Origin of the sequence: Nocardia sp. NPDC020380, from assembly GCF_044386975.1 — a bacterium.
Classification (GTDB): domain Bacteria; phylum Actinomycetota; class Actinomycetes; order Mycobacteriales; family Mycobacteriaceae; genus Nocardia.
On record NZ_JBIRVQ010000007.1, the window covers coordinates 585,478 to 609,215 of the forward strand.

At 67.8% G+C, this 23,738-nt stretch carries 21 protein-coding genes; 9 read left to right on the top strand and 12 right to left on the bottom strand.

Annotated features, from left to right (window positions below):
- Nucleotides 1-7 precede the first annotated feature (7 nt).
- Together pheA and ACH438_RS22335 are read left to right on the top strand one after the other, a co-directional pair.
- Nucleotides 8-925: a prephenate dehydratase gene (pheA, locus tag ACH438_RS22330; RefSeq protein WP_397008091.1), complete on the top strand. Its 918-nt coding sequence runs from the start codon at nt 8-10 to the stop codon at nt 923-925.
- On the top strand, nt 922-1,584 hold the full coding sequence (locus ACH438_RS22335; RefSeq protein WP_397008093.1) for a histidine phosphatase family protein: 663 nt from the start codon (nt 922-924) through the stop codon (nt 1,582-1,584). Before pheA ends, ACH438_RS22335 begins: the two co-directional genes overlap by 4 nt.
- Before the next feature lie 40 nt (nt 1,585-1,624).
- Here ACH438_RS22335 and ACH438_RS22340 read toward each other — a convergent pair whose 3' ends face one another.
- From ACH438_RS22340 to ACH438_RS22365, 6 genes are all read right to left on the bottom strand, one after another.
- Nucleotides 1,625-2,452, bottom strand: a complete 828-nt coding sequence (locus ACH438_RS22340) for an ESX secretion-associated protein EspG (protein ID WP_397008095.1) — start codon at nt 2,450-2,452, stop codon at nt 1,625-1,627.
- Nucleotides 2,449-3,639: a PPE domain-containing protein gene (locus tag ACH438_RS22345; RefSeq protein ID WP_397008097.1), complete on the bottom strand. Its 1,191-nt coding sequence runs from the start codon at nt 3,637-3,639 to the stop codon at nt 2,449-2,451. Before ACH438_RS22345 ends, ACH438_RS22340 begins: the two co-directional genes overlap by 4 nt.
- 14 nt (nt 3,640-3,653) lie before the next feature.
- A complete protein-coding gene (locus ACH438_RS22350) occupies nt 3,654-3,965 on the bottom strand; it encodes a PE family protein (RefSeq protein ID WP_397008099.1) in 312 nt (103 codons plus the stop codon).
- Between the two features lie 157 nt (nt 3,966-4,122).
- Complete coding sequence (locus tag ACH438_RS22355; RefSeq protein ID WP_397008101.1) at nt 4,123-4,476, bottom strand: metallopeptidase family protein; 354 nt, start codon at nt 4,474-4,476, stop codon at nt 4,123-4,125.
- Between the two features lie 10 nt (nt 4,477-4,486).
- Entirely contained in the window at nt 4,487-5,647 is a 1,161-nt protein-coding gene (locus ACH438_RS22360; protein ID WP_397008103.1) for a septum formation family protein, read from the bottom strand.
- Between the two features lie 59 nt (nt 5,648-5,706).
- The gene (locus ACH438_RS22365; protein WP_397008105.1) at nt 5,707-7,308 is read right to left on the bottom strand and encodes a GMC family oxidoreductase; all 1,602 of its coding nucleotides are present in this window, start codon (nt 7,306-7,308) and stop codon (nt 5,707-5,709) included.
- Nucleotides 7,309-7,508: 200 nt separating this feature from the next.
- Here ACH438_RS22365 and serS point away from each other — a divergent pair, with 200 nt between their 5' ends.
- From serS to ACH438_RS22380, 3 genes are all read left to right on the top strand, one after another.
- Nucleotides 7,509-8,768 (top strand): serine--tRNA ligase, encoded by a 1,260-nt coding sequence (serS, locus tag ACH438_RS22370; RefSeq protein WP_397008107.1) that lies wholly within the window; start codon nt 7,509-7,511, stop codon nt 8,766-8,768.
- 174 nt (nt 8,769-8,942) lie between these two features.
- Nucleotides 8,943-10,736, top strand: coding sequence for a putative bifunctional diguanylate cyclase/phosphodiesterase (locus ACH438_RS22375; RefSeq protein ID WP_397008109.1), 1,794 nt, complete (start codon nt 8,943-8,945; stop codon nt 10,734-10,736).
- Nucleotides 10,737-10,779: 43 nt separating this feature from the next.
- Entirely contained in the window at nt 10,780-12,132 is a 1,353-nt protein-coding gene (locus ACH438_RS22380) for an MFS transporter (protein ID WP_397008111.1), read from the top strand.
- A 46-nt stretch (nt 12,133-12,178) separates the two neighbouring features.
- On the opposite strand, the gene ACH438_RS22385 is transcribed toward ACH438_RS22380, so the two are convergent.
- Nucleotides 12,179-13,060 (bottom strand): DMT family transporter, encoded by an 882-nt coding sequence (locus ACH438_RS22385; RefSeq protein ID WP_397008113.1) that lies wholly within the window; start codon nt 13,058-13,060, stop codon nt 12,179-12,181.
- A gap of 225 nt (nt 13,061-13,285) precedes the next feature.
- Between ACH438_RS22385 and ACH438_RS22390 the strand changes: the two genes are divergently transcribed.
- Together ACH438_RS22390 and ACH438_RS22395 are read left to right on the top strand one after the other, a co-directional pair.
- Nucleotides 13,286-14,305, top strand: a complete 1,020-nt coding sequence (locus ACH438_RS22390) for a MauE/DoxX family redox-associated membrane protein (RefSeq protein ID WP_397008115.1) — start codon at nt 13,286-13,288, stop codon at nt 14,303-14,305.
- A 103-nt stretch (nt 14,306-14,408) separates the two neighbouring features.
- On the top strand, nt 14,409-14,762 hold the full coding sequence (locus tag ACH438_RS22395; RefSeq protein ID WP_397008117.1) for a calmodulin: 354 nt from the start codon (nt 14,409-14,411) through the stop codon (nt 14,760-14,762).
- 55 nt (nt 14,763-14,817) lie between these two features.
- Here ACH438_RS22395 and ACH438_RS22400 read toward each other — a convergent pair whose 3' ends face one another.
- Complete coding sequence (locus ACH438_RS22400; protein ID WP_397008119.1) at nt 14,818-16,371, bottom strand: Rieske 2Fe-2S domain-containing protein; 1,554 nt, start codon at nt 16,369-16,371, stop codon at nt 14,818-14,820.
- Nucleotides 16,372-16,415: 44 nt separating this feature from the next.
- On the bottom strand, nt 16,416-17,201 hold the full coding sequence (locus tag ACH438_RS22405; protein ID WP_397008121.1) for a hypothetical protein: 786 nt from the start codon (nt 17,199-17,201) through the stop codon (nt 16,416-16,418).
- A gap of 97 nt (nt 17,202-17,298) precedes the next feature.
- Between ACH438_RS22405 and ACH438_RS22410 the strand changes: the two genes are divergently transcribed.
- On the top strand, nt 17,299-18,051 hold the full coding sequence (locus tag ACH438_RS22410) for a lysophospholipid acyltransferase family protein (RefSeq protein ID WP_397008123.1): 753 nt from the start codon (nt 17,299-17,301) through the stop codon (nt 18,049-18,051).
- A gap of 165 nt (nt 18,052-18,216) precedes the next feature.
- A complete protein-coding gene (locus ACH438_RS22415; RefSeq protein ID WP_397008125.1) occupies nt 18,217-19,587 on the top strand; it encodes an MFS transporter in 1,371 nt (456 codons plus the stop codon).
- Between the two features lie 75 nt (nt 19,588-19,662).
- Here ACH438_RS22415 and ACH438_RS22420 read toward each other — a convergent pair whose 3' ends face one another.
- The 3 genes from ACH438_RS22420 to ACH438_RS22430 are packed head-to-tail and all read right to left on the bottom strand — an operon-like array spanning nt 19,663 to nt 23,727.
- Nucleotides 19,663-20,352 (bottom strand): hypothetical protein, encoded by a 690-nt coding sequence (locus ACH438_RS22420; RefSeq protein ID WP_397008127.1) that lies wholly within the window; start codon nt 20,350-20,352, stop codon nt 19,663-19,665.
- Nucleotides 20,349-22,016, bottom strand: a complete 1,668-nt coding sequence (locus ACH438_RS22425; protein ID WP_397008129.1) for an ABC transporter family substrate-binding protein — start codon at nt 22,014-22,016, stop codon at nt 20,349-20,351. Before ACH438_RS22425 ends, ACH438_RS22420 begins: the two co-directional genes overlap by 4 nt.
- A gap of 46 nt (nt 22,017-22,062) precedes the next feature.
- Nucleotides 22,063-23,727, bottom strand: coding sequence for an ABC transporter family substrate-binding protein (locus ACH438_RS22430; protein WP_397008131.1), 1,665 nt, complete (start codon nt 23,725-23,727; stop codon nt 22,063-22,065).
- Between the last annotated feature and the right edge of the window lie 11 nt (nt 23,728-23,738).

Genomic DNA, 23,738 nt, shown 5'->3' on the forward strand with positions numbered 1-23,738 from the left:
CGTAACCGTGCCGCGCATCGCCTACTTCGGGCCGTCGGGAACCTTTACGGAAATGGCCCTCGCAAAACTCGAATCCGCCGGAGTATTCGGTGGACCGGTCGAGCGTGTCCCGGCCCCCAGCCAGGGCGCGACCATCGAACTGGTCCGAGCCGCCCAGGTGGAGGGCGCGGTGGTGCCGATCGAAAGCTCCGTGGAGGGCTCGATCGCACCCACCCTGGACGCGCTGGCCGTCGGCCCGCGCCTGCAGATCATCGCCGAGACCGATCTGGACGTGGCCTTCACGATCCTCGGCCGGCCGGGTCTCGAGCTCGCCGAGGTGCGCAGCGTGGCCGCCTATCCGGTGGCCGCCGCGCAGGTGCGGTTGTGGCTGGCGCAGCGGCTGCCGCAGGCCGGGATGTACGTTTCCGCGTCGAACGCCGCCGCCGCCGAGGATGTCGCGGCCGGGCACGCGGACGCCGCGGTCTCCACGGCCCTCGCCGGCGCGCGCCTCGGTCTGAGTGTGCTGGCCGACGGCGTCGCCGATGTCGATCAGGCGATCACCCGTTTCGTACTGGTCGCGCCGCCGCGACCGGCGCCGCCGCGCACGGGCGCCGACCGCACCTCCATCGTGCTGGAACTGGCCAACGAGCCGGGTTCGCTCATGCGGGCGTTCGCCGAATTCGCCACCCGCGGTATCGATCTCACCCGCATCGAATCCCGCCCGACCCGCACGGGTATGGGCACCTACCGCTTCTACCTGGACTGCGTCGGACATATCGACGACACCGCGGTCGCGGAGGCCCTGAAAGCCCTGCACCGCACCGCCGCCCGGATCCGTTACCTCGGATCCTGGCCGGCCACGGCGGCTACGGGCACCCCGCCGCCGCCCGACGAACCGGCGGCGGACTGGCTGGCGGATTTGAAGAAGGGAGTAGCCGACCTGTGACCGGCAAACTCATCCTGGTACGGCACGGCGAGACGGAGGGCAATGTCGGGAAGATCCTCGACACCCGGCTGCCGGGCCTGCCACTGACCGAACGCGGTGTGGCGCAAGCGAAATCGTTCGGCGCGAACCTCACCACCCCGCCGCAGCGCCTGTTCTCCTCGGAGGCCCTGCGCGCCAGACAGACCGGCGGCTACATCGAGGAAGCCACCGGCATCGGCCTGGAAGTGCTCCCCGATCTGCAGGAAGTGCAGCTGGGCGACCTGGAGGGCCTCAACACCAGAGCGGCGCACGAAACCTTCCAGAACGTCTACCACGCCTGGCATTTCGGTGAACTCGCCACGCGCGTCCCCGGCGGCGAATCCGGCCTCGAGGTCCTGGACCGCTACATCCCCACCCTGTACCGCCTGCGCGACGAATTCCTCACCACCCCCGACGCACCCGATGTCATCCTGGTCAGCCACGGCGCCGCCATGCGCCTGGTCTCCCGCGAATTGACCGGCGTCCCGCGCCTCTTCGCCGCCAACAACCACCTCGACAACACCGAAACCATCGAACTCGTCCCCGGCCCCGACGGCACCTGGGACTGCCTCCGCTGGGGCCGCTACCCGGCCCCCTTCACCGGCGCCATCGCCCCCACCGGCGACGACCCCATGGGTTAGCCCCCGGCACAGGCTGATTCGCGCGACCGGCCGTGTTTCGTCAGTCGTGGGCTGTCGCCGGGAAGTCGGTGCGCAGCGGTAGCGATGCGATGAGGTCCTGGAGGGCGGTGCGGAGGCGGGCGGGGGTGCCGGTGGCGAGGGAGGTCCATTTGGTGCCGTCGTCGGCGCGGCTGGTGGTGGCCAGGAAGCGGCCGTGGCGGGTGTCGAAGACGGCGAGGTGATTGTCGGTCACGTCGCGGCTGCCGTCGCCGTAGCGGATGCCGGTGATCTCGGCGTGGGCGTCGATCTGGATCAGCGCCGAGGCCAGGGCGGCCGCGTCGCGGTCCGGATTGCCGACGCGGGCAAGGTTTTTCGCGGTGGTCGTGACATCACCGGCGTCGTCGAAGATGGGGGTGAGTTCTTCGGTGGGCGCGTTCATGCCGGTCAGTTCGAGGGGGTCGGCGGTGCCGATGGCCGCCATGACGGTGCCGGGGAGGTCGTGGCCGGCCGTGTCGACCACGTAGGAGCCGGGGCCGCGCAGCGCGATCACTTCCAGGTCGTCGCCCTTGGCGAGGCAGAGGCGGTTGACCTGGCCGTGCACATACCAGCGCAATGCCAGCACCCAGTGCGGCCGGTTCAGTACCCGCAGCCGCTCGGCCAGTTCGGGATGCACCTGCCCGTCGTCGAGCAGGCCGCGTTCGGCGAGGGTCCCGGCGGCGGCGCGCAGGGCGGCATCGTGCTCGTCGGCATTGTCGTAGCGGCCCATGGCATTCAGCACCACGGGCAGCTCGTCGATCTCCAATGTCTCGAGCAGGCACTGCATTTCGTCGAGGGACAGCGTGACCGCGCCCAGCAGCGACGGCCCGCGGCCGGTGCCGAGTACGGTCACCGCTCACCCAGCGGGTCGCCGCCGATGACGGAGGGCGCGAGCGCCCGCCCGTCGGCGAAATGCTCGACCGAACGTCCGTAGTCGTGCCCGCGGTGCGTCTCGTCCTCGTCGTCCTGACCGCCGAGCAGCGGGTTGCCCGAGCGCACGGGCCCGGACGTGGACGTATTCGGCGCGACCGCAACGGGTTCCGCGATCGGTGCGACCGCCGCGGCCGGCGCCGGTGCGCCGCCGCCGGATCCGGGCCCGGCACCCCAGCCCTCGGGGAGTTTCAGTGTGCCGCCGCCGTTTCCGATGTTCACGGTCCCGAGGCTGCCGAGCCCGCCGCCGAAGGACACGGCCTGCGTACTGAGCGCGGCCCCGCCCACGCCCGCGGCGGCCAGGCCGCCCTCGGCGATCATCGGCATCGGATGCCCGCCGCCCGCGGCGACCTGGGTGGTCAGCTGGGTGACGGCCGAGATCGCGCTGCCCGCAACATTTCCCACGCTGCTGGCGCCGGTGGTGACCACCGAGCCCGCCACCTGCGCGGCCTGCGAGACCGCACTGGTCACGGCCGGGTTCTGGGCGAGCGCCGCCGCGGCCGCCAGGGCCGCCTGCACCGGGTCGCCGGCATTGGAGGCGTCGGGCCCGCCGTTGGCCGAGCCCGCGCCGAGCGCGATGGGCGGCGGCATGAGGAAGGTGCCGGGCGTGGTGACCATGAGAGTCGTTGCGGCCTCGTAGGTTTCCATGACCAGCGCGGCCCGGATGTCGAGGGCCAGCTTGGCGGCCTCGGCCGCTTCGGCGCTGCCGTTGAGCGCGCCACCGCTGGAATAGGCCGCGACCCGCGCGGCTTCGACCGCGGCGATCTCGGGCAGGCTGGGCATGGCGATGGAGGCGACGGTGTACGCAATGACGTTTGCTGAGGCCTTGCCGGCCATCACTCCCGCCATTACGGCCTGCTGTTCGGCCCATACGGTGAAGCCGCCCAGCCGGGCCAGCACATTGAGCCCGTTCAACCCCTGTAGACCCACCCCCACCTCGGCCATTACCCGCGCGACGGTCGTGGTGGCGTCCACCCAGGCGGCGGTGAGCACGCCCCACGAGGTGCCGGCCGCCGAGATCGGAATGGCATGCGCCCCCGCGTTCAGCGTGACGGAGTTCAGTTCGGCCATGCGGGGCAGCCAGAACACCCCGGTGATCCCCAGTGTCATCGTGTATCTCCCCTCTACACCTGGATGGCGTCGATACCCGCGGCGCGCAAGGCGTCCTGCGCGAGGTACTGCGCGAGTTGCATGCGCAGCGTCGCTGCTGCGTGGTGCAGTTCGAGAATGCCCTGCGCAACGGCCCGATCATGGGTCAGCGCGGCCTGATTGAAGTGGGCGGCGGCTAGAAAGGAAACTTCCTCCGTGCCCGAAGGGATGACATGCGTGGTGGGTCCGCTGAAAGTCGAAGCCGCCGTCAGGCGTTCGGCCAGCAGATCCAGCTCCAGCGCCGCCGCGAGGACGACCTCGGGCTGCACGAGAACGTGACCGACCATGATGAGACTCCCTTCTACGTTCAACTTCCCAGCTCCACCGGGGTTTCAGGGGCTGACCACGGCCTTGGGTGGTGGGGCCGCGAGTTCCGAGAGTTGGGTTTCCCCCGGTTATGAAGATTGGACGCAGAGGTTTGCTGATCGGTTCCCAGCTGACGCGTCAGCCCCATCCCAACTGATGCAGGCGGTCGTCGTCAATCCCGAAATAGTGAGCTATCTCATGAATCACTGTGATTGCCACCTCTTCGACCACTTCTTCTTCGCTGTGACACATCTCCAGGATGGCCTCGCGATAGATCGTGATCGTGTCGGGTAGCGCGCCCCCGTAATGGGAGAAGTCCCGGTTGGTGAGCGCAATCCCGTGATACAGCCCCAGCAGATGCGGGTCGTCGGCACTGCGCGGCTCGATGAGCACCACGACATTGTCGATGGCCTCGGCCAATTCCTTCGGAATCATGTCGAGGGCGTCCCCGACGAGCTCTTCGAAGCGCTCGTCGGACATCCGGACCGGCATGGGTCCCGCCCTACCGCGACGGCGGGATGACCGGCGGGGCGGCGCCCGGCAGCGGCGGCGGCGTGTAGCGCCCGTTGTTGGGCGGCGGCACCGGCGCCTGCCCGTCGATCTGGATGTCGCCGCGCGCGGTGCCGGTGATGCTGGCGAACCCGTCCTGGTCCGCGCCCTTGCCGACCATGCAGTTGAGGCTGCGGCTGCCGGCCAGCCAGCTGCGGGCGTCGAGGAAGTCCCAGAACAGCGTCAGTGTCTTGTTGCGCAGTGCGTCGGGCGCGCCGAGGTAGTCGCCGGCGTCCTTGCCGCACTGGTCTTCCATGAACTTGTCCTGGTCGTCCTTGGACGGCGGCCCGCCCTGGAACTGCTTGCCGAGGTCGACGGTGGACACGATCTCGTAGGCGTGCGGCTGGGTGCAGTCGACGGGGTCGGTGGGCAGGTTGCCCTTGATGCCGATGCAGGTGCCGACGTCGTAGACCTTGGACTGGTTGCTGTCGCGCACGCTGCCGGTGATGGGCCGGGTGGCGACGCCCTGGCTGCCGGCGACCTGCAGCCCGCAGCGCAGGGTGCGTTCGCCGGCCTTCCAGCCGGCCTCGCCCGGGTTGATCAGGCCGACCGCGAATTTGCCGCGCGGATCGAGCTTTCCGCCGAGGTAGACCTGGGCGGCGCTGACGCAGTGCTCATCTCGCAGTTCGGAGAAGCGCAGCGAGTCGGGGAAGCGTGAGCCGGGCCCGAATTCCTTGCCCGGGTATTTGCTCAGGTCGACGTCGGCGGTCACCTCGAACAGATGCTTGCTGCCGCAGTCCACCTTGCTCAGGTCGCTGGCATTGGGCTTGGACCAGTTGAGGCAGTCGCCCTGCCGCGCCGTGCCGAAGGCCGCGCCCGCGACCGCGCCGGTGGGCTGGGCGCCGCCCGGTGTGTGCGCTTCCACGCGCCCGGAATCGAATCCGGAGATGAGCAGCGTGATGAGCGCGGCCACGACCGCGCCGACCGCGACCGCGAGCAGCCCCCAGCGCAGCGTGGGCGCGGAGAGCGGGCCGTCGGAGTCGAGCTTCCCGCGCAGAGTGTGCAGGGGACCCAGCAGCCCGCCGCCCTTCTTCCGGGCGCGGCCGCGAGGCCCGCCGGGCATGCCGGGACCGGGCTGCGAGAACGGAGGCGGAGGCAACTGTTCGTCTGACATCGCGTCCCATCATTGCAGCGCGATCAAGCCCTCGCCATGAACTGATCAGCTTCGCACCCCTAGGGCGCGATCAGGTCGGCCGCTTTCTCCCCGATCAGGACGGCGGGGGCGTGGGTGTGGCCGCGGGTGATGACCGGCATGACCGAGGTGTCGGCGATGCGGAGGCCTTCGACGCCGCGCACGCGGAGTTCGGGATCCACGACGCCACTGTCGTCGGAGGTCATGCGGCAGGTGCCGACCGGATGGTAGAGGGTGTGCGAGTGGTCTTCGAGGCAGCGGCGCAGGACTTCTTCCATCGGGGTGTCGGCGGGGACGGGCGGCTGCATGATGTCGCCGATATGTCCTTTGAGCGCAGGCTGATTCGCGATGTTCACGCACAGTTGCAGTCCGGCGAGCAGGGCTTCGCGGTCGGCGGCCTCGGTGCAGTAGCGCGGTTCGATGCGCGGCGGGGTGAAGGGGTCGGGGGAGGTCAGGGCGACCAGTCCGGTCGATTCGGGTTTCAGCAGCACGGCCGCGAGCGTGATGGCGTGCCCGTCGGGTTCGGCCAGGCCCTCGCCGACATAAGGGGCGGGCGCGAAGATCAGTTCCAGATCCGGCAGTCCGAGATCCTCGCCGGCCTGCGCCTTGCTGTGCGCGAAGCCGTAGGCCTCACCGATATTGGAGGTGAGCTGCCCGCGCCGCAGCAGCAGGTAGTTGCCGAGTTCGAGCAGGTTCTTGTCGGCGCCGTAGAGGGTGCCGCCGCGGGTGCGGTAGACGATGGGCGCGGCGAGGTGGTCGCGCAGCCGGCGGCCGACGGCCGGATTGTGGTGCAGCACCGGGATTCCCAGTTCCTGCAGGTCTTCGCCGTGTCCGATGCCGGAGAGCATGAGCAGTTGCGGGGTGTTGATGGCGCCGGCGGAGAGGATGACCTCGCGCTTGGCGTACATGATCTTGGTTTCGTCGCCGATCCGGTATTCGACACCGACCGCCCGGTTCCCGTCGAAGACCACCCGCGTGACATGCGCATCGGTCACCACCGTCAGATCCCGGTGCCGCTGCAACGCCGGCCGCAGGTACGCATCGGCGGTACTCCACCGCGCCCCGCGCTTCTGCGTCACCATGGTCTCGGTGAACCCTTGCGGCCGTTCACCGTTCGCGCGCTCGACCGCATACCCCGCCTCGGTGGCCGCCTGCAGGAAGTCCCGGGTCAGCGCCCGCGGGCTGCGCTGCTTGGAAATGTGGAGCGGCCCTTCGGTGCCCTCGCCGGGTTGGCTGCCACCCTCGACGGTCGCCATGCGCTCGAAGTACGGCAGCACGCTCTCGTACGACCACCCGGGCCCGGCGTGCATCGCCCACTCGTCGTAGTCCGCGGCGAACCCGCGCACCCACATCATGGCGTTCATCGACGACGACCCGCCGAGCATCTTGCCGCGCGGCCAGTAGATCCGCCGTCCGGCCAGCGCGGGCTGCGGTTCGGTGCGGTAGTTCCAGTCGTTGGCGCCCTCGAACAATTGGTTGAACCCGGCCGGGATATGCGCGAACTTGTCCTTGTCCTCGCCCCCGGCTTCGAACAGAACGACGCTGGTCCGGGGCCGTTCGGTCAGTCGCGCGGCGACCGCCGCTCCCGCGGACCCCGCTCCCACGACGACGAAATCGGCTGTGCTCGGCATGTATTGGGGCATGGGGACTCCTCGGACTTCACCACGGCAGCTGCCCATCACTATGGCCTGACCTTCATGAACGAGTCGACAATTAGCGGGATCCGGCCAAAACTGTCCGTTCGGACCGTTCATCGGGCCCGACTCGAAGGTGTCCGCAGCGGCGGGCCGGGCACGTCCGCCCGGTGAGAAATCCAGTGGAGGCCGCCGATAGGCTTGCTCCTATGATCGACCTTCGATTCCTGCGGGAAAACCCGGATGTGGTCCGTGCGTCGCAGCGTGCTCGCGGCGAGGACCCGGCCCTGGTGGATGCCCTGCTCGAGGCGGATGCGGCTCGTCGCGCCGCGGTCGCGACGGCGGATACGCTGCGCGCCGAGCAGAAGGCTCTCGGCAAGAAGGTCGGCAAGGCTTCCCCGGAGGAGCGCCCGCAGCTGCTGGCGCAGGGCCAGGAGCTGTCGGCGAAGGTGAAGGAGGCGGAGGCCGCCGAAAACGCCGGTAATGCCGACCTCGACGCCGCCCAGCGCGCCCTGTCGAACGTGGTGCAGGACGGCGCCCCCGCCGGCGGCGAGGACGACTACATCGTGCTGGAGACCGTCGGCACGCCGCCCGCCTTCGATTTCCAGCCCAAGGATCACCTGGAATTGGGTGAGGCGCTGGGCATCATCGATATGGAACGCGGCGCGAAGGTCTCGGGTTCGCGCTTCTACTTCCTCACCGGCCTGGGCGCCATGCTGCAGCTCGGCATGCTGCAGCTGGCCGCGCAGAAGGCGATGGCGAACGGTTTCACCATGATGATCCCGCCGGTGCTGGTGCGCCCGGAGATCATGGCGGGCACCGGTTTCCTGGGGCAGCACGCGGCGGAGATCTATCACCTGGAAGAGGACGACCTGTATCTGGTCGGCACCTCGGAAGTGCCGCTGGCGGGCTATCACTCGGGCGAGATCCTGGATCTGAGCAACGGCGCCAAGCGCTATGCGGGCTGGTCGTCGTGCTTCCGCCGGGAGGCGGGCAGCTACGGCAAGGACACTCGCGGCATCATCCGCGTGCACCAGTTCGACAAGGTGGAGATGTTCGTCTACACCCGCCCGGAGGACGCGGATGCCGAGCATCAGCGGCTGCTGGCGTGGGAGCGGGACATGCTCGCCGCGGTCGAGGTGCCGTATCGCGTGATCGATGTGGCGGCGGGTGATCTCGGTTCGTCGGCGGCCCGGAAGTTCGACTGTGAAGCGTGGGTTCCGACCCAGCAGACCTACCGCGAACTCACCTCGACGTCGAACTGCACCACGTTCCAGGCGCGTCGCTTGAACGTCCGCTACCGCGACGAGAACAACAAGCCGCAGACCGCGGCCACGTTGAACGGCACGCTGGCCACCACACGCTGGATCGTCGCGATTCTGGAGAACCATCAGCAGGCCGACGGTTCGGTGCGGGTGCCGGCGGCGCTGGTGCCGTTCGTCGGAACCGACGTCCTGACGCCGCGCTGAGCTTCGGAATCCCTGTGTTAACCGATCGTTCGCGCTCGGTGCGGTCATTTCCGGCGGTTGTGTCTACCGTCGGCAAACCTTTTGTTTAGGCTGGTGCCCGTGCGAGGAATCGGGTCTCGCGGCGATACCCGAACGCGGGTGCGGGCGGCATCGGCGCTGGCGACAGCAATGGTCATGGCTCGGACCACCGGGGCGTTCTACGTCATGGGCGGGGTGCTGGGTCTCATACTCACTGCCGTTGCTCCGGGTGATGAGGGCAATCGGCCGCTGGTCGGAGTGGCGGCGCTGGTCGCGCTGCTGCTGGGATTGAGTCTGCTGATCTGGGGTCCGCGGCTGCCGCATTCCGTGCATCACGGGTATGTGGCGGCGGCGACCGTGCTGGTGACCATTGCGGTGCACTGGTTTCCGAATACGGTGGGCGCGATCAGCCTGGCGGCGTTCTATGTGTTCGTGGCCTGTGATGCGGCCATCTTCTTCTCGTGGCGGTGGCTGGGCGCGCATCTGGCGTTCGCCATCGCCTGCTGTCTGTGGGTGGTGCCGTCGCGGGGTCTGCCCTGGTGGTCGGGTCTGATTCCGGCGGGTATCACGTTCGGGATCGGCATCGTGGTGGGCATTTTGACGCGGATGGCGTCGGATGCCGATATCGATGTGCTGACGGGTCTGTTGAATCGCCGCGGTTTCGATCGCGCGCTGAACAATGCGATCGCGCAGGCGACCCGCTCGGATCAGGGCCTGGCGCTGGTGCTGGTGGACCTGGACCGCTTCCAGAAGATCAATGACCATCTCGGCCATCGGGCCGGTGACGCGGTCCTGCAGCGGGTGGCGGACACCTGGTCGAAACTGCTTGCGCCGGACCAGCGTCTGGCCCGGTACGGCGGTGACGCGTTCGCGCTGCTGCTGCCGGGTACCACCGAGCAGGCCGCGATTCTGCTGACCGAGCAGTTGCGGGCCGCGGTGACCACGGGTTGCTCGGCGGGCGTGACCTCCTGGCAGCCGGGCGAATCCGGATCACTGCTGGTGAGCCGCGCGGATGTGGGCCTGTATCGGGCGAAGCAGGCGGGCCGCAATCGCACCGTGCTGGAGTCGTCGCGGCAGCTGCCGCTGGCGGTGGAACTGCGCGAGGCGATCGACCGCGGCACCCTGGACGTGCAGTATCAGCCGATCGTGTCGCTGTCGGACGGCGCGACCCGTGCGGTGGGTGTGGAGGCCTTGCTGCGCTGGTCTTCTCACGCGCAGCCGGAGGTGACGACGGAGGGCCTGATCCGGGTCGCGGAGGAGTACGACCTCATCTCGGATCTGGACGAGCTGGTGCTGCGCCGCGCGTGCGCGGATGCGGCCCGCCTGCAGGAGACCTTCGCGCAACTCGACCTGACCCTGAACGTGAACGTCTCGGGCCTGGAACTGGCCGAAACCGAGTACGCGGACCGGGTTTCCGGCATTCTCAGCGAAACGGGCTGGCCCGCGGATCAGTTGGTGCTGGAGGTGACGGAGAGCGAACTGGCCGCCGAATCCGATACCGCCATCGCGAACCTGCACAAGCTGCGCGAGCGCGGCGTCCGCATCGCCATCGACGATTTCGGCACCGGCTACTCCTCGCTGAGCCGCCTGGCCACGCTGCCCTCGGACATCCTGAAGGTGGACCAGTCCTTCGTGGCCGCCATCCGCTCCGATTCGCCCGCGCCGCCGCTGCTGGGTGTGATTGCGGCGCTGAGCAAGTCCCTGGACCTACAGGTGATCGCCGAGGGCGTCGAAACCGAATATCAGGCCGCGGTCCTCACCGAACTGGGTTTCGCGCTGGCCCAGGGCTACCACTACAGCGACTCGCACCCGGTGGCCGAACTCATCAACGACCTCAACGAACGTCACGGCCTGGTGGGCGCCGCCATCGCCGACCACGAACCGAACACCAACGGCTGGATCCCCCTCGACAATCCTCTCGACGGCGGTCCCGCGGGCGCGCAGAATTGATCACATGCGCCTCCTGACCTACAACTGTTGATCTTCCCGCCCGGTGCGCGGCCTGACCGCCCGCACCCTCCTGTTCGCCTTCACCGCGGACCTGATCCCCCTCTACGCCCTCTACGCGCTGCTCTTCGCGGCGCACGGCCTGTCCACGGCCGGGATCTCGGCCCTGCTGGCCATCTGGTCGGCCACCGGCTTCCTCCTGGAGATCCCCACCGGCCCGTGGGCCGACACGGTCTCCCGCCGCGCCCTCCTGGTTCTCTCGGGCGTCCTGCTCACCGCCGGCTTCACCGCCTGGACCGTCTATCCCTCGTTCGCCGGGTTCGCCTTGGGCTTCGTCCTGTGGGGTGCGTCGAGCTCTCTGCGCTCCGGCACTTTCGAAGCCCTGATCTACGACGACCTGGCCGCCCGATCGGCAACCGACCGCTACCCAGGTCTCCTCGGCCATATCCGCGCCGCCTCCGAATTCGCCGCCCTCCTGGGCATTCTCGCGGCGGCCCCGCTCTACGCCTGGGGCGGCTACCCCCTCGTCTCCTGGTCCAGCATCGCCATAGCCGCCCTGCACACGACCACCGCCCTGACCCTCCCGAGCGCACCGAAGGCAGTGTCCATGGCCGCCGTCGACAGCCTGGAGGACGACCCACCCGCGGCCGCGCCGCAACCCGGGACGGATGCGGCCGCACCACGACCGACAATGTCCGATGCCGCGCTTCCCGAATCGATCGACGAGCCGCGGCCGGAAGTCGCACTGCTGCTGCCTGTCTCATCGCAGTCCGCGGTGTCCGGTGCGGCGCGGTATGTCGGCATGCTGCGGGCCGGTGTTCGGGAAGCGCTGCGGGTCCGGGTGATTCGCCGCGGGGTGATCCTGGTGGCGTTGTTGAACGGCGTCACCGCTTTCGATGAGTACTTCGCGTTGCTGGCGGGCCATGCCGGCGCGAGGCCGTCCCTGGCTGCGGTGCTGGTCGGTCTGACCATGGTGGGCGCGCTCGCGGGCGCCGCGCTGGCGGGCCGGACGGAGGGCGTCCGGCCGCGCACGATGGCGGCGGCACTGTGCGTCGCCGGTGGCCTGTTCATAGGCGGTTCGCTACTGGCAGGACTGGCCGTCCATTACCCGGCCGCGATGTATGTCCTGACGGCCGTGGGCTTTTCCTGCGTCGGCATCGCCTACGGCATGGACTTCAATGCCGATGTCCTCGCCTCGGCCCGCTTGCAGGACGCGATCGAAGGTCCGGCTCGTGCCACGATCACCTCGGTCTCGGGCTTCGTCACCGAGGTGATCGCGCTCCTGGTGTTCGCCTTCGTGGCCGTGGTGTCGGCATGGCTCCCGATTCCGGTCGTGGTCGCGCTGCTCGGCCTGCCCCTGCTGCTCGCGGGTGGACTACTGGCTATCTGGAGGTGGTAGCGGCCGCGATGACCAGGTGATCGGCTGCCGCAGCGCGCGTCAGCGTTCAGTGGCGTGAGCGGGTGGCCAGTGCGACGGCGAGGAAGGTCAGGGCGCAGCCGGTGACGGCCGCGGCGGACAGTCCGGTTCCGGTCGGTGCGATCGTGTCGAGCACCACCGAGGCCAGGAGCTGTCCGGCGACGGAGCTGAGTCCGAGTAGCAGGACGCCGATCCACCGCACGACCAGGACGGCCAGCCAGACGAAGGTGATCCCGATCAGCCCGCCGAGATACAGCCATGGTGCGGTGGGAAAGTGGGGCAGGTGTGACCGCCGGGCCAGCACCGCCGCCTCGATGAGCACGAGGGCCGCCGTTCCGGTCGCGAAGTTCGCCAGTGTCGCCGAGAGCGGTCCGCCGACGGCTCCGATGCGGCCGTTCACCGCCTGCTGCCAGGCGACCAGTACGCCCGCCGCGAGCGGCAGCACGATGAGCAGCACGGCCGAACCGCCGTGGGCTCCGGTCGAATTGCCGCCGCGTCCCAGTACGGCCAGCAGGACGGCCGCGAGTCCGAGCAATGCGCCGCCGATCCGCCATCCGGTGATGGGTGTCCGTCCGCCGGGCCCGAGCCCCATCCGATCGACGACCAGGCTGCTGACCAGCTGTCCGGCCACGGCCGCGACGGTGAACGCGGTGACCCCGATGGTGGCGACGGTAAGTCCTTGGCAGGCCACGAAATACGCGCCGGACAGTCCGCCGAGCAGCTGCCACCAGGACAGTTCGCCCGCGGCGAGGGCGTCTCGCACCTGTCCGATCCCGGCGCGCAGCCGTCCGCCGGCCGCGTAGAGCACGCCGAGCAGTAGCAGTCCGGACCCGAAGCTGATGGTGGCCGCGGCGATCCCGTCCCCGAGTTTCTCGCCGAGCTCCCCGTTGATCCGGGCCTGCGTTGCCACGGCAGCACCGATGGACCCCCCGAACCCCAACCCCAGCCATCGCCGCACCATCACCGCCCGATTCTGCACCGTCCAGTTTCGAATGCCTGGTACGGCGGTGCCGTTCGGTGGGCACGCGTTCTAGCGGGGGATTCCCGGTGAATGGAACCAACCGGCTGTTCGGTATCGAAAGCCGGTCGGGGGATTCGTAATTCGCTGTCCATATGAGTGTGCAATGGTGCGGTCATGGCTATCGATTACGGGGTGTGGTGCGCGCGTCTGGTACTTGCCGTCGTGTTCGGGCTCTCGGCTTGGGGGAAGTTCGCCGATGGGGTGGGGACCCGGAAGGCGGTGGGGGAGTTCGGGATTCCGATTTCATGGGTGCCGGCGGTGTCGTGGGGCTTGCCCGCGGTCGAAGCCGTGGTAGCGGTGGCCCTGCTGCCGCCGTGGACCGCCGCCGCGGCAGCCTTTCTGGCGATTCTGCTGCTGGGCATGTTCACGGGCGCGGTGGTGCGTTTGCTGCGGCAGGGCAAGCGGCCGTCGTGCTCGTGTTTCGGGGCGTCCAGTTCGGCGCCGATCGGCCGCGGCACGGTGGTGCGCAATGTGGTGCTGATCGCGCTGGCGGGCTCGACCGTCGTTGCGACGCTGGCGGATCCGCGGGTGCCGGGCGAGCTGCCGGTGGATCGCGCGGTGGCCATGGCGGTGGCGGCGGCGTTCGGCGCGGTGCTGGTGTCGCTGTGGGGTGAGTTGCGGACGCTGCGCCGCAAGGTGGATGAGCAGGTGCTGTCGACGCTGGGCGGCGAAGGGCTGCCGCCGGGTGCGGTGGCGCCGGAGTTCGAGGTGCTGAACACGGCGGGCGGCCGGGCGGGCCTGGACGAGTTGCTGTTGCCGGGTAAGGCTTTGCTGCTGGTCTTCGTGCATCCGGCGTGCGAGATGTGCGCGGCGCTGGCCCGCGAGCTGCCGCGCTGGCAGGCCCGGACGTCGGAGGTGCTGACCATCGCCGTGCTGGGCAACGGCGATGTGGACGAGCATGCGGAGTGGGGCCTGGCGCAGGGCCTGGGTGATATTCCGGTGCTGGTGCAGCAGGGTAACGAGGCGGCCCTGCGCTATCGGGTGCGTGGTACCCCGTCGGGTGTGCTGATCGATGCGGAGGGCCGGGTGTCGGCTCCGGTGGCGCGCGGCGCTATGGCGGTGCGCGACTTGATAATTCGGACAAAGCGAACTGCCGGACCGTCGAAATCCGCAACAAACGGGTCGGTTCTCTAAATCTATTGCTACGCAACCGAATTCAGCGATATGGCCGTTTTATGAGGCTTACCATCGATTGGCAAGGCTCTATCCACCCGTCCGCGCAAGCGAGGGAAATATCATGGCCTACTTCGCATTGACCGACTATTCCGGCAAAGAATTCGTCTTCCAGCTGACCAACCAGCAGCGCATCGATGAAGCGCGCCGCATTCTGTCCGGTGAAGAAACGATGTCGACCCATGTGATGGGCCGGATCCGGAAACGGCCGGAGCCTTACAACCCGGGCTGGAGTTTCTCGCTCATCCCCGACACCATCTCGTTCTTCACCATGGCGATCGAAGTCTGCGATTCGAGCATCGAATATCTCGAGGACAATCTCGACGAGGCGTGCGGCGCGTTCCTGCCCGGCTGCATGTGGTGCCCGTGGTCCTCGCGGCTCACCCGTGAGCTGAAGGATTCCGACGTCCAGGGCTAGCCAACCGCGGACAACTCCGGCCGGCGCCGCCACGGGCGCCGGCCGGAATCGTCTGTCAGGCGGGGGCGTCGAGCTTCCGTGAGCGCAGTTCGTGGCCCTTGGAGGTCTTGCACCGCCCGGATTCCAGATCCCACTGCCAGCCGTGCAGATTACAGGTCAGCGTGTTTCCGTCCACCACACCGAATTTCGACAGATCCGCCTTGAGGTGCGGGCACCGCCGCTGTACTTCCCAGCCGTCGAGTTCGGTGGACGCCGAATCGTCGTGCGCCTCGTTGAACCAGCCGTCGGCGTACGCGATGCGCTCGTCGGTGAGGCATTTGAAGAAGGTGTAGAGGAATTCGTTGTAGCCGCCGACCCGCCAGGTGGTGAAGCGGGTGGACAGGAAGATGGTGTTGACCCAGTCGGGTTCGTCATCCCGCAGCACGGTGCGCACCAGCTGCGGGTCGATGCGGAATCCGTAGCGGTACTTGCCTTCTCCCTCGATGGGTTCGCGCACGACCCGCTTGGGGAAGTCGAGGACCACGGTCTCGTCGCCCATGACCAGTCCGACGGCGTAGCCGATGCCGTCGCAGATGAGGTCGCTCTGCGCCATGATGGGCTCGAACTTGGCCTTCACCGCGGGCAGCAGCGGTTCGCCGGTTTCCTCGGCCCAGGTGGCCTTTTCGGCGGCGAGCACGGGCGCCATGCGCTGGGCCATGGCCTCGATGTAGGCGGCCTTGTCCCCGTAGATGGTGTCCGGGTCGACCGGGTGGGTGAGCGAGTTCAGTTCCTTGCCACGCAGATCCGCGGTGGAGCCGGGGATCATGAGCAGGCCGCCCTCGTTGCCGTGGATGCGCATCTGCTCGAGGAAGACCATCTGGTCGGGGAAGATATTGCCTTCGTCGCCGCGGTCGTCGTTGAGGTAGCGCAGTTCGTCGTCGAGGAAGACGGGCGGCCCCGCGGAGGGGACGACCCAGGTGGCGCCGACCTGTTCGATGTAGGAGCGGCAGCGGTCCATGCCGCGCTGGCGCTTCTGCTTGCCGAAGTTGGCCTTGGTCTTGGCGGGGATGTCGTAGACCATCGGGTACCAGATGGCGCCGGAGTACTGCAGCAGGTGGATGTCCACGTGCCCGAAGGAGTCGTGCAGCACGTCCATGTCGACGGGCCGGGCGTCGTTCATGTTGAAGCAGACGGTTTCGCCGTCGGAGACCACGAGTCCGGAGTCGCCGATGGGCCCGTCGGCGGGCGCGCGCAGCGCGATGATCATGATGTCGAGGTCGCCGCCGGGACCGGTCACCGTGTGCTTGACCGAGTCCTCGGTCTCCACGAACTTGTGGAAGCCGAGCTTCTCCAGCTCGCGCTTGAGGTCCGGCACCGGGTAGTCGGGGAGCAGGACGGTGGTGTCCTTGTTGATCTTGTCGGCGAGGTGCTTCGCGTCCCAGTGGTCACGGTGCAGATGCGAGACGTACAGAAAATCGCAGTTGCCGAGTTCGTCCCAATCCAGCTGGGTGTTGTCGGGGAACGGGAACCACGATCCGAAATAAGCCGGATTGACCCACGGATCGCACAGGATCGTGCCGGCCGTGGTGCGGATGTGGAATCCGGCGTGTCCGACGCTGGTGATCTGCACGAGCTTCTTCCTCCCTGACCGTTACCAGCCACCCAGAGTACTGGCTAGCCCGAGACGTCGCCGATGCAGTAACCCTCCGCGCCCGACTTCAGGGTGTATGTCTGTTTCTTCTGGATTCCGGCGGTGCTGGTGACGGGTACCGACACGGTGATCGAGTCCCCGCGCTGCCAATCGGACTTGATGGCCTGATCCTCGAACGCCGCGATGGCGGCCGGATACCGCTCCGGCGCCGAGCCGTCGCACAGCAGCGGATAGCGGCTCTCGACATCGGCGGGATCGAGCGGTTTCCCGGCCAGCCGGGACAGGAACCGCCGCACGGTGTGCCGCGCGTCGGCATCGTCGAAGGCGGGCTCGGTGCCGGACGGGAAGACCCGCGGGCAGGCGTACCCGGACGCGATATCGCTGTCCGCGGCGACGACGGTGACCTCGTCATTGCGCCAGCTGGCGGTGCTGCCGTCGGCCGTGCCCGCGAGTGCGAGCGCGTCCAGGATCGGTCCCGGATCGGCGTACATGGCCTGCACATTGCGCGGCGCCATGGTCCAGCAGCGATCCGTCATCCCGTCGAGCCCGTGGGTGCGCAGGTCGGTGGCCCAGCGCGCGACCGCGCCGGCCGCCTCGGGTTGCCCGAGGACCGCCGCCACCTCCGCGGGCATGGCCGGCGCGGTCCCGGCCACGGTGGCCGCCGGTTCCTCGGTGGCGTAGAAATCGGTGCCCTGGAATCCGACCTTGGAGTGATCACAGCCGCTCACGAGGCAGGCCGTGGCGATCAGGAGACTTCCGAGCAGCCCCGTGCGGAGGTGTTCACGCAATGCTGTCCGGTCGTTTACCACTCGGGCGAACCTCTTTCGTGTCGAGACGTCACTGCTGCTGACAGGTGTTGCCTGGATCACTGGATGCCGCGCGGGCAGCGACTACGCTAGCGGACTTGTGGAACCCGTCTACTTCCCCGTCATCGGGCTGGCGCGCACGATCTTCGCTGCGCAGGGCCTGAAGTTCACCGTCAAGGGCGACGAAAACATCCCGGCGACCGGTGGCGCAGTCGTCGCCATCAATCACACCGGCTATATGGACTTCACGTACGCGGGTCTGCCCGCGCGTACGACGAAGCGCTACATCCGCTTCATGGCCAAGAAGGAAGTGTTCGATTCCGCCGTGTCGGGTCCGATCATGCGGGCCCTCAAGCACATTCCGGTGGACCGTGCCGCCGGCGCCGAGTCCTATCACGAGGCGGTGAACCGTCTTCGTTCCGGCGAATTGGTCGGCGTCTATCCCGAGGCGACCATCAGCCGCAGTTTCGAGTTGAAGGAATTCAAGTCGGGCGCGGCCCGCATGGCCATCGAGGCGAACGTCCCGATCATCCCGATGGTGATCTGGGGCGCGCAGCGGGTGTGGACCAAGGGTCATCCGAAGCGCCTGGGCCGCACCAATACTCCGATCTCGATCTCGGTGGGCAAGCTCATCCAGCCGTACGAGCCCGCGTCCGCACTGACCGCGGAACTGCATTCGACGATGGCGGAACTGCTCCTCGACCTGCAGAAGGACTACGTCCACGAGCCCGGCGCCTACTGGGTTCCGGCGCGCCTGGGCGGTAGTGCTCCCACCCTCGAAGAGGCGAATGCCCTCGATGCCGCCGAAGCGGAGGAGAAGGCCGCGCGCCGCGCGCAGAAGCCCGCCGAATAATCCGGTCGAGCGCCGGCTCCGGTCGGCGCTCGTATGGAATTGCTCACAGCGCGGAGCCTGTTCGGGGCAGGTGTCCAGCACCGGGAGAAGACACCCTGAACAGGCATCTCACATGCTGATAAAACGGTTGAGCTGGAGTGTGCTCCAGCTCTTACCGTGTGTGAAATGAGCTCGTCGACAGCGGTTTCGGTCGAACGCACCGGTAAGCGTCATCCCGCCGGAGTCACACTGGGCGCCTTGGCGCTGGGCTTCGTGATGGCCACCCTCGACGCCACCGTGGTGAATATCGCGGGCCCGGGTATCAGCGCCGGCCTGCATCTCTCGTTGTCCGGATTGACCTGGGCCATCGACGGTTACACGCTGACCTTCGCGTCGCTGCTGTTGCTGTCGGGCTCCCTCGCTAATCGGGTCGGCGCCAAACGCATGTATCTGGCCGGGCTGGCGGTTTTCGCCATCGCCTCGGCGGTCTGCGGATTCGCGGTCAGCGGCGGCATGCTGGTGGGCGCGCGCATGCTGCAGGGCGTGGGTGCGGGCATGTTCATGCCGAGTTCCCTGAGCCTGCTGGTCTTTTCGTTCCCGGAGCCCGGCCGCCGCGCCCGCATGCTGGGTCTGTGGGCGGCCATCGTGTCGATTTCGGCCGGGCTGGGTCCGGTGGTGGGCGGCATTCTGGTCGACACCCTCGGCTGGCGCAGCATCTTCATGGTCAATATCCCGATCGGCCTGGCGGGTTTCCTGCTGGCGCAGCGCATTGTCAGTGCGCCGCCCGCGATCCCCGTGCGCGTGACGGTCCTGAGTCACGCCGTCGGCATTCTCACCTTGGCCGCAGTGTGTTTCACGCTGATCGAGGGCCCGGTCTACGGCTGGGGTTCCGCGCCGATCATCGGCTCGGCGGTGTTCGCCCTGTGTGCCGCCACCGTGTTCGTGCTGCGTGAGCGTCGCGCGGTGCTGCCGATCATTCCGCGGGAATTGCTGCGGGACCGCGTTTTCACCGCATCGAACGCGATCGGCTTCCTCATCAACTTCGGTTGTTTCGGCGGAATCTTCTTGCTGGGCTTGTTCTTCCAGAATGCGCGCGGCGCCCGGCCGTTCACCGCGGGCCTGGAGCTGTTGCCGATCATGGGCATATTCCTGATCGGCAATCTGATCTTCGCCCGGATCGGCGATCGGGTGAGCGCCCGCCGCGTCATGCTGATCGGCCTGCCCGCGGGCGCCCTGGGCGCGGTATCGCTGACCCTCCTGTCCCCGGGCACGCCGTACTGGCTGATCGTCGTGGTGATGGGCGTCGTGCACCTCGGCGTCGGCATCAGTGTCCCGGCCATGACGACCGGCCTGATGTCCGCCGCCGGCCCGAGCCACGCGAACATCGCGGGCGCCTCCCTGAACGCCAACCGCCAGATGGGCACCCTGGTAGGTGTGGCCGTCGCCGGTGCCCTGTTCGCCATCGCCGGCTGGTACGGCGGCGCCGCAGACGATTTCGGCGTAATGGCCGGCTGCTACGTGCTGGCGGCCCTGCTCGCCTGGCGCTTCATCCGCTAGCGGCGAGGTGCCGCATCCGCGGGCGCACACTCGTATCCACCAGCCCGCGAGGGGCGACATCCGCTGACCGGCAATTCAGCTCGGGTCGGACCCGCGCACCGCCGCCAGCCAGGTGGCGGTGACGCCTGCGACGACGGTCGCGCCCGCGAAGGCCGGTAGCCCCCCACCCGCCACATAAACCCACAGCAATCCCGCGAACGGCCCGGCAATGGCCGACTGCGCATCCAGCAACAGCCGCCGCCCGATACCCGCCGCCCGAGCCGCGGCAGTCACGGCCTGTACCCCGGGCCGCGCGGGATTGTCGATCAGCCGCCCCACCGGCTCCGAATCCCGCACGCGCCCCGCCGGATACACCCGCAACCCATCGATACGCACTGTCCGCCCGCTCAATTCGGCGGTCCCCTGATCCAGCGTGGCCAGGGCCGGTTCGAAATACACCGGCAGCCACCGCTTCTTCCCACCCAGCGTGAACTCCAGCCACGATCGGCTCACCAGCCGATGCTGCTGCCGCACCCGCCGCACCGCGACGGCCCGCCCGCCCTCCGTCGTATGCGTCCCAGTCCGCGCGTCCGAAAGTCCCGCAGGCAGCACCCCCGCCCCAACCGCGAACCGGAACCCGCTGTACCCCACGATGACCACCGCTACCGCCGCCAGCATGGCCACCTGCTCCGAATCGCCGAACGGCGCCCAGGCGAGACATACCGCGAGGGCGCCGATCGTCACGAGCAGCGGGTAGGCCAGGGGATGACCCAGCCGGAAACTCACTTCAGGAAGCCGACTTTGGTGTAGTCGGGGGTGGCGAGCCCGAAGGAGCCCCAGTTGGCGACCTCCTTGCGGACGGCGGTCATGCCCGGCGGCTGGTTGATGGGCAGCGAGTAGACCTCGGCCCAGATCATCTGGTCGGCCTTGTTGGCGAGTTCGATGGCCTTGTCGGGGTCGAGTTCGGACAGCGCCTGGTCGATGACCGAGTTCAGTTCGGGCGACCCGATCTTGGTCTTGTTGTCCAGCCAGTTGTTGGGGTCGTAGTAGAAGAACTGCTTGAGCGCGCCGAGCGGGAAGGCGCTGCTGCCGATGCTCCACTGCGCGAGATCGTAATTGCCCGGGTCGATCACATTGGTGAACAGGCCCTGGCCGGGAATGGTCTGGATATCGAGCTTGACGCCGATCTTCTGGAAGTCGGACTGGATGATCTTGGCCATGTCGACCCAGGCGTCCTGCTGGTACATGACATCCCGCAATTCCAGCTTCTTGCCGTCCTTTTCGCGGATGTCACCGTTCTTCACCCAGCCGAGCGCGTCGAGTTCCTTGCCGGCCTGGTCCAGGTTGAAGGCGACCACCTGCGAATTGTCCTGGTAGCCCTTCTGTCCCGCGACGTAGATGTGATTGTTCAGCGCCTGCGGGTTGTCGACGATGCCGTGCAGGTAGGCGGCGGCGATGGTCTGCCGGTCGACCGCCTTGGCCAGCGCCTGCCGCAGTTTCACGTCCGCGAGCAAGGAGCCCTGCGCGCCGTTGAAGGCGATGAACGAGTAGCCCGGTGAGGGCGCGTGCCGCACCTCGACGCCCGGCGTATTGCGGGCGCTGGTGACCGCCTGAAGTCCGGAGGCCGGTCCCTCGTCGAGTTCGTTGTTCTGGATGGCCGGGATGATGGCGCTGTAGTCGAGCACGCTGAAGGTGATGGAGTCCAGCTTCGGGGTGTCACCCCACCATTTCGGGTTGCGGCCCAGCGTGATCCGGTTCTGGGTGCGGTCCAGGTTGGTGATTATGAACGGCCCGGCGCTGACCGGCAGCGTATTGCGCGCCCAATCGTTGAACGCCTGCGGCGATTCGGTGGCGGCCTTCGGGTACAGCGGACCGAACAGGCCCTTCCATTCCGAGTACGGGCTGGAGAAGGTGACGACGGCCTGCCGGTCGTCGACGCCGCGATCCACCTTCGAGATGTGGTCGTAGCCGGTGGTGGAGGAGGCCTGGAAGTCCTTGTTGGTGCCGTTCTGCGCCTGCCATTCCGACCGCATGTCCTCCCAGGTGATGGGGCTGCCGTCGCTCCACACCGCCTTGGGATTGATGGTGTAGGTGACCACTTCCGGGTTGGTGCCGGTCAGTTGCACGTCGGTGAAGTAGTTGTGGTCGACGCTGGGCTGCCCGGCCGCGTCGGTGACGAACGGCGATCCGAGCAGTGGCGCGATCACATCGCTGGTGTCCTCGACGGTGCCGTCCACCTGCAGGAAGTTGAACGATGCCGGGAAGGAGGTGAGCGGCATCCGCAGATTGCCGCCGTCCTTCAGGTCGGTGACCGGATGCGGATTGATGTCGTTGGTGGTGCCGAGCACTCCGCTGCTGGTCGGCCCGCTGCTCGAGCTACACCCGGTCACGATCAGCCCGAGGGCGACCAGCGGGATCGCCAATCGAATCGTGGTCGAACGTATCCGCATGGACCGCTCCTTCCGCCGCTACGGCTGTCGTTGCTTCGCGCTCGGGCTATTTCAGGAACCCGATGCTGGTGTAGTCGTACGAGGCCAGCCCCGCGGATCCGAAGTTGGCCAAGTCGGACCGTACCCCGAAGTTGCCCTCGTCCTGCATCAGCGGCAGGGAGTGGCCTTCTTCGAAGACCTTGCGGTCCACCTGGTTCGCCATCCGAATGGCCTTGTCCGGATCCAGTTCGGACAGGGTTTGGTCGATGAGCGTGTTCAGCTCCGGTGATCCGATGCGACCGTAATTGAGTTGCAGGTCATTGGGGTTCAGCGCGAACACCTGCGGAATGCTGCTGAACACGAACGCGTCCCCGGACAGCACGAACTGGCAGACATCGAAGTCGCCGGGCTGGATGACGTCGGTGAAGAAGCGTTGCGCGGGCCGCGTGTCGATGGTCAGTTCGACACCCACCTGGGCGAGGTCCTGCTGGATGAGTTGGGCGATCTGCACCCAGGTGGGGTCGTTGTAGAAGACGTCCCGGATGGTCAGCTTCTTGCCGTCCTTGAACCGGTTGTCGCCCTGTTTCACCCAGCCGAGCGCGTCGAGTTCCTTGGCGGCGGCCTCCCGATCGAAGCCGAGGCTGTTGTCCTGGTAGCCGTGCTGGCCGCGCAGGAAGACGTGGTTGTCGAGGGCCTGTGGCTTGTCGACGAGCCCTTTCTGCATGGTGTCGGCGATGGTCTGCCGGTCGATGGCCCTCGAAATGGCCACGCGCAGTTGCGGATCGGCGAGGATGGAGCCGGGTGCGCCGTTGAAGGCGAAGTACCGCCACCGGTTCAGCGGCGCGTGCCGGATGGTGACGCCGGGGATGCCGCGCAGGCTCTGCAGATCGTTGACGGTGCTGAGCAGTGCGGCGTCGAGTTCCTTGTTCTGCACCGACTGGGTCCAGGCGCTGCGGTCCAGCACCCGGAAGGTGACGGTGTCGAGTTTGGGGGTGTTGCCCCACCATTTCGGGTTGCGGGCCAGCGTGATCAGGCCGCCGGTGCGGTCGACGGATTTCAGCAGGAACGGTCCGGCGGACAGCGGGAGCCCGTTCACCAGCGACTTGTTGAACGAATCCGAGGTGGCTGTGACCGATTTCGGGTACAGCATGCTGTTGCCGGCGTATTGGCCGCGCCAGTCGGCGTACGGCTTGTCGAAGGTGATGACGGCCTGCCGGTCGTCCACGCCGCGTGTCACTTTCGACACCCGGTCGAAGCCGTTGGCGATGGCGATCTGGAAGGTCTTGTCCTTGCCGCTCAGCGCGTTCGCCTGGGAGGCGAGGTCCTGCCAGGTGATCGGCGATCCGTCGGACCACACCGCTTTCGGGTTGATGGTGTAGGTGACGACCTGGGGATCGGTGGACGTGAGTTGGATGTCGGTGAAGTAGTCGTGGTTGATGGTGAGGTCACCGGCGGCGTCGGTGCTGAAGGCGCGCGGCATCATCCACCATTCGATTTCCGCGTAATCGCCGTCGTTGCCGTCGATCTGGAGGGCGTTCCAATTGACGGGGACTTCGGGGGTGGGCAGCCGCAGGTTGCCGCCGTCCTGGAGGTCGTCGCGAGGATGCGTGTTGATGTCCGCGGTGCTGCCGAGGGAGCCGTTCCCGGTCGGTGTGGGCGCGCCGCCGCTACAGGCGGCGAGTGCGAGTCCGCCGGCGAGAATCAGTGCCGCACAGGTTGGTCCGAGGCGCATCCGACATCCTC

Bases quoted from the DNA above. Each gene is read 5' to 3' on its own strand.
- ACH438_RS22345 (WP_397008097.1), bottom strand. From the start codon at position 3,639: ATGACACTGGGGATCACCGGGGTGTTCTGGCTGCCCCGCATGGCCGAA.
- ACH438_RS22350 (WP_397008099.1), bottom strand. From the start codon at position 3,965: ATGGTCGGTCACGTTCTCGTGCAGCCCGAGGTCGTCCTCGCGGCGGCG.
- ACH438_RS22355 (WP_397008101.1), bottom strand. From the start codon at position 4,476: ATGCCGGTCCGGATGTCCGACGAGCGCTTCGAAGAGCTCGTCGGGGAC.
- ACH438_RS22360 (WP_397008103.1), bottom strand. From the start codon at position 5,647: ATGTCAGACGAACAGTTGCCTCCGCCTCCGTTCTCGCAGCCCGGTCCC.
- ACH438_RS22365 (WP_397008105.1), bottom strand. From the start codon at position 7,308: ATGCCCCAATACATGCCGAGCACAGCCGATTTCGTCGTCGTGGGAGCG.
- serS (WP_397008107.1), top strand. From the start codon at position 7,509: ATGATCGACCTTCGATTCCTGCGGGAAAACCCGGATGTGGTCCGTGCG.
- ACH438_RS22375 (WP_397008109.1), top strand. From the start codon at position 8,943: ATGGCTCGGACCACCGGGGCGTTCTACGTCATGGGCGGGGTGCTGGGT.
- ACH438_RS22390 (WP_397008115.1), top strand. From the start codon at position 13,286: ATGGCTATCGATTACGGGGTGTGGTGCGCGCGTCTGGTACTTGCCGTC.
- ACH438_RS22395 (WP_397008117.1), top strand. From the start codon at position 14,409: ATGGCCTACTTCGCATTGACCGACTATTCCGGCAAAGAATTCGTCTTC.
- ACH438_RS22415 (WP_397008125.1), top strand. From the start codon at position 18,217: ATGAGCTCGTCGACAGCGGTTTCGGTCGAACGCACCGGTAAGCGTCAT.
- ACH438_RS22425 (WP_397008129.1), bottom strand. From the start codon at position 22,016: ATGCGGATACGTTCGACCACGATTCGATTGGCGATCCCGCTGGTCGCC.
- ACH438_RS22430 (WP_397008131.1), bottom strand. From the start codon at position 23,727: ATGCGCCTCGGACCAACCTGTGCGGCACTGATTCTCGCCGGCGGACTC.